This window comes from Bradyrhizobium sp. USDA 3315, assembly GCF_054056795.1.
In genome coordinates this window covers 5,187,936-5,200,431 of the sequence record NZ_JBSRYP010000001.1, presented here as the reverse complement: position 1 = coordinate 5,200,431, position 12,496 = coordinate 5,187,936, and the positions used below count along the sequence as shown (strand labels likewise).

Sequence of the window (12,496 nt, the reverse complement as noted above, 5' to 3'; positions counted from 1 at the left end):
CGTCAGTTCCCCCTTCGGAAGCCGCGATGGGCGAGTTCGATGGTTTCGACCAGGATTTGGGAACTTGCGGCATCAAGGTCGGTGCCCGACCACTTGACCGGAATGGCGCCGTCCACCAGCCACCGCCATTTCTCGGCGTCCGCCGGATCCCGCAGCACGATGGTGATCGCACGGCGCTTGATATCGCCCTCGACGGCAGCGTCGTGCCAATTCCACATGTAGTCGTCGGCGAGACCGCGCTCGAGGATCAGGTTGCCGTAAGTCGTCTGGTTGACGAACTTGTGCTCGTAGTCGTTGACCCCGCCCTCGCGATAGGTATCGACCTTGATTTCGCGTGCAATACCTTTCACGCGGCTAAACCCGCCGCGCTGGATGCCGTCGATCTCGACGAGAAACTTGAAGTTCATGAACGGGTCGGTACGCATTGCATTCAAAGATTCTCAAAGGGATTGGCCGGCGCGCCGTCCAGGTCCCGGTTGATGTTGGAGATCGAACGGCACCACTGCCGTCGCTCCGCGTGCTCAAGGCCCATCAGCTCGGACGAGCCCCAGTGGAAGTGGTAGGCGATAAAGGCCATCTCCTCGCGCAGCTGCTGCGCGGGATAGGCCTTTAGGCTTCCCCCACGGTCTGGAATCCTTTTGTCGATGTGTTGCGCTCCATGGCTGCAGCGCTGACCACGACTTCCGGATTCCGGATCGCGTCGGGGTCATCGCCGCCGTTGATCTGTTCGTAGAGGCGCTGCAGGTAGTTGAGGTCGGATGCGTACAAGCCCTCGATCACCCTTGTGTCGACCGAAGCGAGATCGCCGAGCCGGGTGATAACCCGAGCCAGCACGATGATGGCAAGGTAGGCCTCGTTCTGCTGCACCCGCGGATCGCGCAACGGCAGAATCTCGTCGGCCGCAGTCGCGAGCCGCATGACGCCGCGCCGGTGCAGGATGCCGGTCGAGTCGAGGAAGCCCTTTGGCAACGTGAACTCTATTTCAGTCTGAAAGCTTTCGTTCGGTCGTACGCTCATGGTCTATTCTCCGCTTCGCTGCGTCCCCTATTGGACGCGCTCGATGCCTTCGTTGACGAGTTCAATCGACTCGATCATCACCTCGTTGCCCTTGCCGTTGAGCCCGCTGACCGTGTACTTCGACGGCCAGGCGTCGGTAACGACGAAGCGGGCCTTGTCGACCCCCGCCTCATCCTGGACGATGATCGCCACCTGCTTGCGATTTGCCTGGATTTGCCCGGCGACGATGGCGTCGTGCCAGCTTTCGAGCTCCGTCGAGTCCGTCATGCCCCATTTCAGCGTCACGTTGCCGAACTTGGTCAGTCCGCTCAGCTTGCGGACGTAGTTCGGCTCGTTGCCGTCGCGATAGTCGATGACGTCACTTGCGGTTTCGCCGATCGCGACTTCGCTGAAATTGGCCTGCGTGATGCCGCCAATCTCCAGTCGAAAGCGGAAGTTTCGTAGGGGGTCCTTGCGTGCCATGGCTTATCCTTCCTCACCGCTGGGCTTCGGCAGTTTGCTGGAATACACGGAAGATCACGAACTCGGCCGGACGGACCGGCGCGATGCCGATTTCGCAGATCAGCCGGCCGTTGAGGATGTCGTCCTGCGACATCGTGGTGCGGTCGCAGGTAATGAAGAATGCCTCGTCTTCGGTCCTGCCGAGCAACGCGCCGGCCCGCCACTGCGCGCGCAGGAAGATTCGCAGCGTGTCCTTGACGCGCGCCCACAGCCGATCGTCGTTCGGCTCGAATACCACCCACTGGGTGCCTTCGTAGATCGAGCGTTCGAGGAAAATGAACAGTCGTCTCACGGAGACGTATTTCCAGAGCGCATTCGATGAGATCGTGCGCGCGCCCCATACGCGGATCCCACGTCCGGGGAATCGGCGAATGGCATTCACCCCGCGGGGATTGAGTGTCTGTTGCATGATTTCGTTGATGTCGAAGCGAAGATCGACCGCGCCACGGACGGTTTCATTGGCAGGCGCCTTGAACACACCGCGTTCGGTATCGGTCCTCGAGTAGATGCCGAGGGCGTAACCGCCCGGCGGCACGAACTTCATAGCACCGCTCTGTGGATCAGCGATCTTGATCCAGGGATAATAGAATGCGGCGTACGAACTGTCGGCGAGAGTAGTTCGCGGATCAAGCGCGTTGAAATCGCTGATATCGCGAGCCGAGTCGATGACGGCAAAGCGGAAGCGATTGAGCTCGCAATGGGTAATAATTTCGCCCGCAATGAGGTCCGGATCGTTCGGATGGTACGGCGCATGGACAAGAGCAACTTCGCGATAGGGGTCGAGGCTCAACGCATTCAATCCCTGCGGCTCATCCCGCTGACCAGGAACCGGATTACCCTTGAAATCATCGACGCCGAGAGCTTCCGGATCATCCTCTCCGCCATCGTCGAGCATTGCCCCGTCGGTCGGGTCGGGAATGGACGTATCGTCGTTGTCGGGTCCGGTGAGCGTGACAAGCGCTGAATTGTCGACTACTCGCTTTGAGTAGAAGTCGGGCGACGTCGGATCGGCGACGAGGTCGTCGAAGTCCTCAACAACTGTCGGCCGCGGAAACTTGGCACGATTGGCTTGATCGAAGGGATCGAAGGGATCAAAACCGTCCGGCAAGGTCGCCCAGTAGGCAACCTGAATGCGGAAACCCACGGGCACCATTGCGCCGTCGACCTTCTTCGTCGTTGAGCTTTCCTTTACCCTGACCCAGACGCGCTTGCCCCATGACCCCGCGCCGACCGCAGCGACCTCGAACGCTCCCAGTTGAAGCTTCGCCCGGGTGGCGTTCTGGCCCACAACCCGGCAGACAAACATCCGAAGCCCACCGTTCTCGAAAAAGCCATTGACCGCGTAAGGCATGTAGCGATCACGGTTACCGAACACGTCGCCGAACCAGCGCTTGTAGTCGCCATAGCTGGTGATAGCGCGCGGCTTGGTGGGCCCGCGCTCGGTCTCGCCGATAAATGCCGCGGTGCTGGTCGGAACCCCCTCGATCGGACGGGGGCCGCGTTCGATTTCCTCGATGAATACGCCTGGGGCTAGATATTCTGGCATCGTCATTTCTCCTGGATACGGGAATGCTGCCGGCTAGCAGGGTTTTGGTGGTACCGACTTGCGGAGGCACTCGGCGATGAGGTCGGGGAGCGCTTTCTTCCGGTCGGCGATGCGTTTCACCGAGGCGGCGCGATCATCGGGCCAGCCGTCATAGGTCTTTTGCGTCTTAGCCGCCTCGACTTTCATTGTCTTGAAGCGCTCGAAGGCGCAGTCGAGTTCGTGGCCATACTCATTCGGATCAACAAGCCAGGGCAGCGGTCGTGGCGCCGGCGCGGGCTTATCCTTGTCCTTGCCGTGGTGCACGGCCAGGGTCTCGGGATCATCCTGGTCCCGTTCGCCGTCGCCGACCGGCACATGCGGGCCGCAGAGGTTGGTGGGCGATTGGTTCTCGGCGAAGTCGAGGTCCGACTTCAGCGGCGCGAGGGCCACGTGCGCCGGCAGGACCGAGAACCAGAAGGGATAGATGGCGGTGGCGGGTGCATCGCCGCAGAGGAGCTTCTGGACGTCGGCGATGCCTTTCTCACCGGTTCCGAGCGCCGCGTCGATCTTGGCGCCGTTCGCAGTCAGCGTGTCGAGGTAAGTCTTGGCTTGCTCGAGCGCGACATTGGTTGCGTCGCGAATTCGCTCGTTGGCACCCTTGGCCGCGTCATCGCGCCTTGCGAGATCCGCCTCGAGCGCTGCGAGGCCGTCGAGCCGGGGGCAGACGCAGTGACGGACCAGCTCATTCCATTTGGGGAACTGGCTTTTCAGCGAGGTGTGCAACAGTTTGATCTTCTCGTTCTGCTCACACCAGCGCTTTTTCCTTCCCTTGTAGAGCTTCTCGTACTCCTGGACCGCCTTGTTTTTCTTGTCGACGAGGGCGTCGAGCTCCTTCTTGAGTGGTGGCAGTTGTAGAGCCTCGTAGTCGGCGATCTGCTTGTCGACCGCCGTCTTCTGCTCGTCGATCGGTTTGCAATTTTCCATCACATTTCCCCTCTCTCTTCAGTTCACGGGCCAGCGGAGCGTGACGTCGCGGTTGAACAGTTGGCCAACGGGAATGCTCGCCACCGCGGGTTTACCCACGACGACCGAACTCCATTCACCGGGCACGTCCCATGGCGGGACGTCCTTGCGTGTAATCCGCAGGGCCACCGGCAGTCGGCCATCATCGACGTCCGAGAACTCGGGAGCGGCAAGTCGCAGATACACCGCAAATTCACCGAACGCGTCGGTCAGCGTGTCGCCGGGTGACGGCTCACCGTTGGTGCCCGGCGCGGGGCCCTTCCACGGGCCGCCGACGCGAGCAAATTGCACCAGCGCGCCCTTGATCGCCCGGGCATTGTTTCCCGTTCCCTCCCGGAGCGAGCCGCGAACCGCAGTGACTCCGGCACCGAACGGATAGGCTGCCGTCGGACGAAGCACGACGGTGAAGAGACGCTTGCTTGCGGGAATCGGATCGTCGGGCCGCGGTGTGGCAACGATCGACCGCTCGAAGGGCAGCGGATTTGGTTTGTCGTCCGGACCAACCCTGACCCGGACCGGCCAGGCGTTATTTGGCTCAGTCCAGACAAATTTGCCTGACCGGTTGACGAGCGGACGCCCGTTGATCACTTCATCATTGCCGTCCAGTGGTTCGACCTTGATGCGCTCGTAGATCGTCGCGCCGGAAACACCGTCGATCACTTCGACCGCAAACAGGACCCGTCGTGTGGGTGGTGCGATTTTTTCGAGTTCGGTCAGCATCAGCCGCGCTCCACAACCGGCACGGGACGCGGCAGATATTTTTCATGCACCACCGGCGTTCCGGTCACACGTTCCGTGGCGGGATCGATCCAGACCGGGGTCGCGAGGTAGACGACCGATGTGCGGTAGTTGATCGCCGGAAACAGCGCCCAAATACGTCCCATCTCTTCACTTGAAACGAAGTCGAGCGAGAGGTGGACGAGTTCGCCCTGTACCAGGAGACCGAAGCGTCCGGCGGGACCGTTGAGTGCCTGGAGCGCCTTGCCAAGCAACTGCACGCCGTCCCAATCGGGACCGGGCCTGACGGCGGGATTGGGGCACAGCAGGTAGTGAACGTCGAGCGGCAACGACTCGTCATAGATGACGTCCGGACCGTTCGCATTCTTCGGCGGAGCCCGGTGTTCGACGTTACGCAATTCAGCGTTGACCATCGCGCGCAAAGGAAACAGAACGAGCGACTTGGGCCCCTGCTTATCGTCATCGGAGGCGTCGGGCGGACCGTGGTAGACCGTCACGCCCGACGCTCCCTCGATCCGCTTCGCGATCTCGACTCCAACACGCTGGATGGCGTCTCCCTGCATCGGTTCCTCACGCCACCTGCCTGAGACCTTGCCGGCGCAGCGCTGCCAGGTCGTCCAGCTCGCGCGCCGCCGTCGTCATTCCGATCTTGAGAAGTTCGGCCCGGGTCGCACCAAGGATGTGGGCCATCGTGATTTCGGGCGAGTGATCGGCCGCCGCGGCGAACGCCGCGCGCAACGCGATTTGCCGGATGTTGCCGCCGGTCAGTTCAACGCGACGCGCCAGAAATCCGAAATCGACATCGGCGCCGACGGGGGCCGAACCCGGAAGACATTTGCGCCAGATCTGCTCACGTCCCTGGACATCGGGCTTGGGAAACTCGACGACGAAACGGAAACGGCGCTGGAAAGCCTGGTCGATGTTCTGGCGGAAATTGGTGGTCAGGATGACGAGCCCGGAATAGGCCTCGATCCGCTGCAGCAGGTAGGCAACGTCTATATTGGCATAGCGGTCGTGCGCATCCTTGATTTCGCTGCGCTTGCCAAGAATGGCGTCCGCTTCGTCACAGACCAGCACCGCGTGCGAGCGCTCGGCGTCGTTGAAGAGCATGTCGACATTCTTGGCCGTCTCACCGATGAACTTGCTTTCGAGCAGCGAGAGGTCGGCCTGATAGACGTCGGTGTCGAGCGCCCGCGCGACGGCCTGCGCAGCCGTGGTTTTGCCGGTTCCGCTCGGGCCGTGAAACAGCGCGGCGATGCCCCTTCCCTGCGGCAAGGTTGCACCAAAGCCCCAGTCGTTCATCACCTTTGGTGCGTGGACGACATTGTTGACCAGTTCACGCAGTTGCTCGTGCCACTCGGCGGGCAACACAATGTCGTCGAGCGCGAAGGTCGGCACGATGCGCTTGGCGAAACGCGGCATGTCGGGGCTGGATATATGCCGGCAGGCGGCCGCGACCCGCGCGTATTGGGATGGCGCGGGCAGTCCCGCGGCGCCCTGCAGCGCGGCAAGCCGAACGGCATCCTCGATGACGCCCGGAGGCTGCGGAAAAGCATGCGCCAGCCGCATGCAAGCCTCGTCCGTCAGCGACAATTCCGATTGCAGGGCCGCGGTCCTGAACGTCGCCGCTATCGCCGGCGGCAGCGGTGCGTCGCGCTCCAGCACCGCCACGACCCTGTCGTGGAGCAGGCTGGCGAAACGCCGCGCATCGTCGGTGATCAGGGCAATACCCTGCGACAGGTCTTTCAGCATCGATGCGAGCATCGCCACGGCGGCCTCGCAAGTGACCCGGGAGTCGCCGTCGCGCACATCGATGACCGGGCTGGCGCCGAGCAATGTCGCTGCCCGAGCGAGGCGCGCGGCGGTCCCGACCGCTTCGCTGTCAGGCAGATTGGCGAAGGTCGCGAGCGAAACGCGGAGCAGCGGCGGACCTCCAAGCTGTACGGCAAGCTCGGCAATCGCGCGCCAGCCATCGGCATCGGCGCCACTGAGGATCACCCATCGGCCCCGATTTGCATCGGATGCGAGTGCCCCCGCAAGCTGCCCGGCAAGACCCTGGTCGAACGCCTCGCCGAGCAGTCTTGCACCGCGCCACGGTGCGCTTTCCAGGACCGTGCGAACCGCCGGATCGTGAAGAAGCGCGCCAGCATCGCCGAGCAGCCAACCGGCCAATGCGGAGTCCAATCGCATGACTTCGTCAGCCCGCGGCAACTGCGCGCCGCAATCGAGCAATTGCCAACGCGTCAACTTTCCGGCCTGGGTAAGCGTGGCGCGCACGACGCTCGACTCTCCGAGGATCTTGCAAGCGAGTCCGAGTGACGGACCGCGGCGACTGAGATCGTCGTTGAGAATCCCGAAGGCTGCCTGATACTTGGCGTCGAGATCGGGTGCGAGGCAGAGCAACAGCACCTTGAGTTCAAGCGCCGACAGGGAAAGCCGCCGATGAAGCCGCACCAGGGGCTCATCGTCGTTGCCGGCCGAGACCAGAGCGACCAGCAGGCGTTCGGCTGCTCGACGCGCCTCCTCGCTCTCTTCGACACGGGGTTCCGGCGCGAGCAGATGCTTCAGCGAGGCGGGGTGGCGCACCAGGCCCGCCACGTCTCCGGCAGCGGGCGGAAAGCGCTCCTGATAGTGCAACAGGACCGCATCGATCCAGGCCACCGCAAGCTTCATCAGTTCGCTGTTCGCCGGCATCGGCACGAAACCGAATTCGCTTTCAAGCCGGGCCGATGGCCGCGGCACCGCCTGAAAGGCAAATTCGCGGGGCGTGCCGGTCTTGCGGTTGCGCGCAAGCGTCGTGAGCGTCGACAGCAATTGATCGACGCCGACGCTTCTGAGGTCGAAGCGAATCGAATCCGATCCGATGACGATATACGAGACGACGATTCCGGGATGCCGGGCCAGCTGGTCGTCAAGAACGACGGATCCCATATCGCCGACGATGATCAGGACATCGATGGGATCCAATGACGCGCTTAACACCTTCCCGATCATGGAAAGGTCGAAGACGTCACCGCCAACAAGTTCAAACTCGGGCGACTTCGTGAGCGCGTCTGAAATCAATCCTGCAAGAAGGTCACTGCGCGATTGGGCGAGGGCTACGCGGATCGCGTTCATGTAAAAACCGGTGGCCTATGAAAACTCCGACAGAATGCGGGGCAGGCCAGCCGGTTTGTATCCTCCTTGCCGGTGGGCAATTGGGCCGTTGAACCGCTTCGTCCCGCCGATCATTTCCCGATCTAACGGGTGTCCCGGCTATCGACCGTTTCTGGATCAAACGAGCCAGTTAGGATCGGGAGCGCAAGGAAGCGCACCTGCGGCAGTTGATGGTTTGCCGACGATCGCAGCAGTGGTCTGTCGAAGGACAGCGATCCGGCTTGGCCTGCGGCGGCTGCCGAACGATTCAAAATCCGGGCGACGCCCGCACCGACGGATTGTCAAACCCGGCATTGCCAGCCGTGAAGACCATGATGACGCGCCGTTGCGCGGCCTCGGCAGCGGCATCGAGCCAAGTCTTCTTCCCGACATAGCCCATGTAGGCGTTGAGCACGCCTTGCCTGGTACTGTAGTCGTCCTCATCAGGCGGGTTGCCCCAGCTTGAGTTAATGACCCTGACGCCGGCGGTGACCAGGTTGCCGTAGGCCCCCTTGAAATAATTGTAGTCCTCGTTCGGGCCGTAAATCATCTCGTCGGTGCCGCCTGTGTTCGACACATGAAGCTCACCGTCAAACGCCACGCCGTGCATTTCCTTGCCGTCGCGCGATGCGGCGATCGTTCCGGAGACATGCGTTCCGTGTGAGTCATTCACACCATCGATCCAGCTGCCTGTATCGGAATAGGAATCACCCTGCTTGAACGCGCCGTCGGTCGGGCCATAGCGAAACCCATCCGCCCCATATTGGCCCTGGTTCGATAGCACGTGAATCCTGGGATTCTGGAATTTCGGATGGGAGCTGAGGATGCCAGAATCGACAACGCCGATCAGGATACCCCTACCGGTGATGCGATTGGCGTAGGCATATTGAGCATTCATCGCCTTGAGTCCCCAGTCGCCGTTGAATTCAGGCGTCATCCAGCTCTTGGCTGCGACCTCAAGATCGCTGGTCGTCGTGCTGTTGGCGTTTAGGTAGGGCTGTTGAGCATATGCCTGCTGCGCCAGAGCCACCGCACAGATAGAAACGCCGCCGAGCCACAAGGCGCGCTTGATGAAATTGCTGAGATTGTCGGACATCGGATACCCCCTTTGTGTTCGATTTGCCTTGGGACGCGTCAAAAAGCACGGACGCGTCCGGGACTGCACCCGTTAGGGCCGCAGCAACGCGGAAGGCCGCGACACAGCGCGATTTAGTACGGCGTGAGGGAGTGCCATCCCGGACAAATCGGGGTCGATGCGACCAATTTGGGGTCGATCAATATCGTCGACGTTTTTCGCAAGGAAAGAGCCGCAAGCCTGAGGAAATCGTGGCTGGTTTGTTGCACCAAGGCGTACCCGCTCAGGATCAACGCGGCAAAGGATCGGGGGACACCACACAGCGAGGGACAGGTTCGCAGCGCCTGCCAGCCCGAGATCGAGAAACTCTGTGATGGTCAGGAGCGAAGAGCCGGCCGTTGCCTGCGAAGCCAGAAGCCACTCGGCAAGCTGATCTGAGCACCAAGGCAAGTCCGGGACCAGTTACGAGGCTTTCCTACTCGGCCTGCTGCCGGTCCGGTGGTCCCTTCCCGGCTGTTCACACTGCCCCGAGCACGCCTCCGGTTGCCCGGTCGATCTCTTCGAGATAGCGACGGCGCGTGAGCGACTCGGGCAAATAGCCGATCACCTTGCGGCTGTCGGCGGATTCGACCACGGCCAGAAGATCAGCCTCAGCCTTGTCGAACACGGCCATCGCGGTCTTCACGTTCATCTCGGGCAGCAGCACGTCGTCGAAATAGCGCGCGAGCTCCACCACCTGGATGTCGTCCGCGATGGTACCGAGCTCGACGGAACAAAGTTCTGGAAGCGGCACCAGTCCGCAATATTCGTCGGCGCCGTTGACGACCACGATCGCCTGCAGCGAGCTCAAGGGAACTCGCGGCGGCAGGCCGCGATGGTCGAGGTCGATGGCGCCTTGGCGACGTCGCTGCGCATCATCCGCTCCACCGACAGGTTGCGCAGCCAGCCGACGTCGTTGGCACTTCGGATGGTCTCCCCGCGCAGGTGCAGGCGCCAGGTCGAGAACGAATGGCCGAACATGAAGCGGACGCAGATGCTGGTGACGATGCAGCCAGCCAGCACGACGGCGGTGACGTCGACGCTGCGTGTCAACTCCAGCACCAGGAACGACATCGTCAGCGGACCGCCGACGATGGCGACGCCGAGCGTCGCCATGCCCGTGAGCATGCCGACCAGGGGATCAATTCCGAGCTTCGGGCTCGCGAGGATCACCAGCGCGGCGAACAATTTTCCAATCAGGCTGCCGACGAACAGCGAGGCGAAGAAGAGACCGCCGCGGAAGCCGGAGGCGAGCGAGATCATGCACGCGGCAAGCTTCAGCACGATGATCGTCGCAATGAGGCCCGCCGCCATCTCGTGGTGCATATCGAGCACCATCGCGCCGTGGCCGGCGGCGAGCACCTGCGGCGTGACGAGCGCCAGCGCGCCGACGCAAATTCCGCCGATCGCCGGCCTGATCCAGAGCGGAAGCCAGGATTGTGTGAACATGCGCTCGAACAGAACGAAGCTTCGCATCACCAGAATTCCGACACCACCGGCGATCAACGCCAGCACGATCAGGGCGAGGTATTGCTCGACGCTGACCGTGCCGACGCGCGGAACTTCCAGCAAATAGGGTGAGCCGCCGAACCATTGCGCGGCGAGCGCGCCCGACAGCGACGCGGCGAGAATGGGGGCTGCACTCGCCACCGAGTAAACGCCGACGATCAGCTCATAGGCATAGAACGCGCCGGTGATCGGGGCGCCGAACGCCGCCGCGATCGCGGCGGCCGCGCCGCAGCCGACGATCAGGCGGAGGTCGGCGCGCCGCAAATTGAGGAACTGGCCGAGCAGGGAGGCGACGCCCGAGCCGATCTGGGTATAGCCCGCCTCGAGCCCGACCGACGCGCCGCAGCCGTTGGAGATCAGGGTCTGGCTCGAGACCACCACGCTGTCGCGGAGCGAGAGATGTCCGCCGCGCAGCGCGTTGGCCTCGATCGGGTCGACCGCGCTCGATATCTTCAGGCGCCGCCGCGACCACTCCATGATCCCGAGCGCGAGCCCTCCGACCGCGGGGGCGCTCAGCGCCGCCCACGGGTTGATATGGTCATGGGCGCTGAGGCGGACGTCGACCGGGATCCCGTAGATCAGGACGTGGGCGATCTGGGCGACCTCGCTCATCAGCGTGACAATGGCACCCGCCATGAAGCCTACCAGGAGCGCCAGCGGGATCAGGTAGAATTCGTTGCGACGCAAAAGCGCGCGCACCCGAACCAACAATTTGTTGGTTGCTCTTCGCAGGACAATGTGGCGGATCGCCAACACCATTCGGCTCTTGTAAGGTCCTACCAGAGAAAGCTCAGCGGACCGGATGTGCGATGCCCATCGGGCTTCAGGCTGCTCAGCGAATCTGGACGGGTCAATGAGAATCAGAATTGCCCCTTCTGCGTGCAATTGCTGATGGACCTATAAGCTGGTACTCGAGACCGCCCCCTGATGCCATACGGCCGAGCCAACAGCATCCTCCGCGAACTGCTGCTGCCGGGGAAGGAGTTGATCGGCCGGGCGATCGTCCTGACAGACGGTAAGGCAGGCGCCCTCATCGCCTCTGGGTCCGGTGATCGATCAACAGGTTGCTAGCCAGCCCGAGCCGCCAAGGAGATCCTTCGCCACCTGGCCCGTCAGCTCGCGGGCGAAGAACTAGAGGCCCGCCATGGCTGCCGCGTCCTGGGCGACACGATGAAACGGAAGTGCGGCGCGCGGTGACGGACGACGCGGGTCTTGATCACGACGAGGCACGAGCGCCCCGTCAACAGGGTGGTTGGCCTGCACGCTGGCGATCCGGCCGCGCCCGAAGCGTGACCGGTTGCCAGTAATAATGCGGTCCGAACGGGGCACCTGCTCGCCGGCCCTCTGCGCCGCCGCAATCGCCTGCGCAATAAAGGGCCGCGCTCGCTGTGGCGTGGATGAGCAGATGCCGCCGGGCCGGATACGAAACTCACATCCTCAGCCATCGCCAACCTCGGCAATGTTTATTAGATCGTGGAGTGTCAGTGACTTGCGTGCAGCGTGCACATTGCTGCCCAGGCGAGCACCTTGTGCGGCAGGCGGAAAACTCCAAACAACACAACGAACCGACCGAGGCGCAATGTGCGCCCTTTTATCTCGCCATCACTCGGTCGTCTTTAAGCGTGCGGTTCCCTGCACGACTCTTCCATAGTGTGTTCTCGTTCCATTTCGGGTTCTCTGCTGCAGTGGAGGATCTCTGATGGCGCCTCGTCGTTCGTGGGCAAAGGCAAACAACCCCTACTGGTCGTCGCACGTTGAGAGCTGTACCGGAGCAACCAGGATGCGAAGGAATATTGCGGCCGGCGCAAGCTTTCGATGGCGATATTTGAGCGTCGGGTGCACCATCTGGTGAGTCCGGAAGATCTGCGAAAACGTGCGGAAAAGCTGCGGGATTTGCACCAAGCGACCGCAGAGCGTCAGCGCAAGAAGTGGCA

The 12,496-nt window shown here is 62.4% G+C and carries 10 protein-coding genes and 2 pseudogenes; all 12 read right to left on the bottom strand.

Translation table 11 applies throughout. From position 1 onward, the window contains the following. Window positions 1–2: 2 nt before the first annotated feature. A complete protein-coding gene (locus ACVIYL_RS24100; protein ID WP_456780031.1) occupies window positions 3–407 on the bottom strand; it encodes a phage tail protein in 405 nt (134 codons plus the stop codon). A 23-nt stretch (window positions 408–430) separates the two neighbouring features. Further along, complete coding sequence (locus ACVIYL_RS24095) at window positions 431–634, bottom strand: DUF6760 family protein (RefSeq protein WP_456781881.1); 204 nt, start codon at window positions 632–634, stop codon at window positions 431–433. After that, window positions 610–1,017 carry a hypothetical protein gene (locus ACVIYL_RS24090; RefSeq protein WP_456780030.1) on the bottom strand — a complete coding sequence of 136 codons (408 nt, stop codon included), beginning with the start codon at window positions 1,015–1,017 and terminating at the stop codon, window positions 610–612. Before ACVIYL_RS24090 ends, ACVIYL_RS24095 begins: the two co-directional genes overlap by 25 nt. A gap of 27 nt (window positions 1,018–1,044) precedes the next feature. Beyond that, window positions 1,045–1,479, bottom strand: coding sequence for a phage tail protein (locus ACVIYL_RS24085; protein ID WP_456780029.1), 435 nt, complete (start codon window positions 1,477–1,479; stop codon window positions 1,045–1,047). Between the two features lie 13 nt (window positions 1,480–1,492). Beyond that, window positions 1,493–3,064, bottom strand: coding sequence for a phage tail sheath family protein (locus ACVIYL_RS24080; protein ID WP_456780028.1), 1,572 nt, complete (start codon window positions 3,062–3,064; stop codon window positions 1,493–1,495). A 33-nt stretch (window positions 3,065–3,097) separates the two neighbouring features. After that, window positions 3,098–4,030 carry a hypothetical protein gene (locus ACVIYL_RS24075; RefSeq protein WP_456780027.1) on the bottom strand — a complete coding sequence of 311 codons (933 nt, stop codon included), beginning with the start codon at window positions 4,028–4,030 and terminating at the stop codon, window positions 3,098–3,100. Window positions 4,031–4,045: 15 nt separating this feature from the next. After that, on the bottom strand, window positions 4,046–4,786 hold the full coding sequence (locus ACVIYL_RS24070) for a hypothetical protein (protein ID WP_456780026.1): 741 nt from the start codon (window positions 4,784–4,786) through the stop codon (window positions 4,046–4,048). Next, the gene (locus ACVIYL_RS24065) at window positions 4,786–5,367 is read right to left on the bottom strand and encodes a Pvc16 family protein (RefSeq protein ID WP_456780025.1); all 582 of its coding nucleotides are present in this window, start codon (window positions 5,365–5,367) and stop codon (window positions 4,786–4,788) included. The genes ACVIYL_RS24070 and ACVIYL_RS24065 overlap by 1 nt, the downstream gene beginning before the upstream one ends. Window positions 5,368–5,374: 7 nt before the next feature. Beyond that, a complete protein-coding gene (locus tag ACVIYL_RS24060) occupies window positions 5,375–7,921 on the bottom strand; it encodes an ATP-binding protein (RefSeq protein WP_456780024.1) in 2,547 nt (848 codons plus the stop codon). Window positions 7,922–8,207: 286 nt separating this feature from the next. Further along, entirely contained in the window at window positions 8,208–9,035 is an 828-nt protein-coding gene (locus tag ACVIYL_RS24055) for a S8 family serine peptidase (RefSeq protein WP_456780023.1), read from the bottom strand. A 496-nt stretch (window positions 9,036–9,531) separates the two neighbouring features. Next, window positions 9,532–11,321: pseudogene (locus tag ACVIYL_RS24050) on the bottom strand (chloride channel protein). A 434-nt stretch (window positions 11,322–11,755) separates the two neighbouring features. Further along, window positions 11,756–11,984 (bottom strand): annotated as a pseudogene (locus ACVIYL_RS24045) (type VI secretion protein); the annotation flags it as partial. Between the last annotated feature and the right edge of the window lie 512 nt (window positions 11,985–12,496).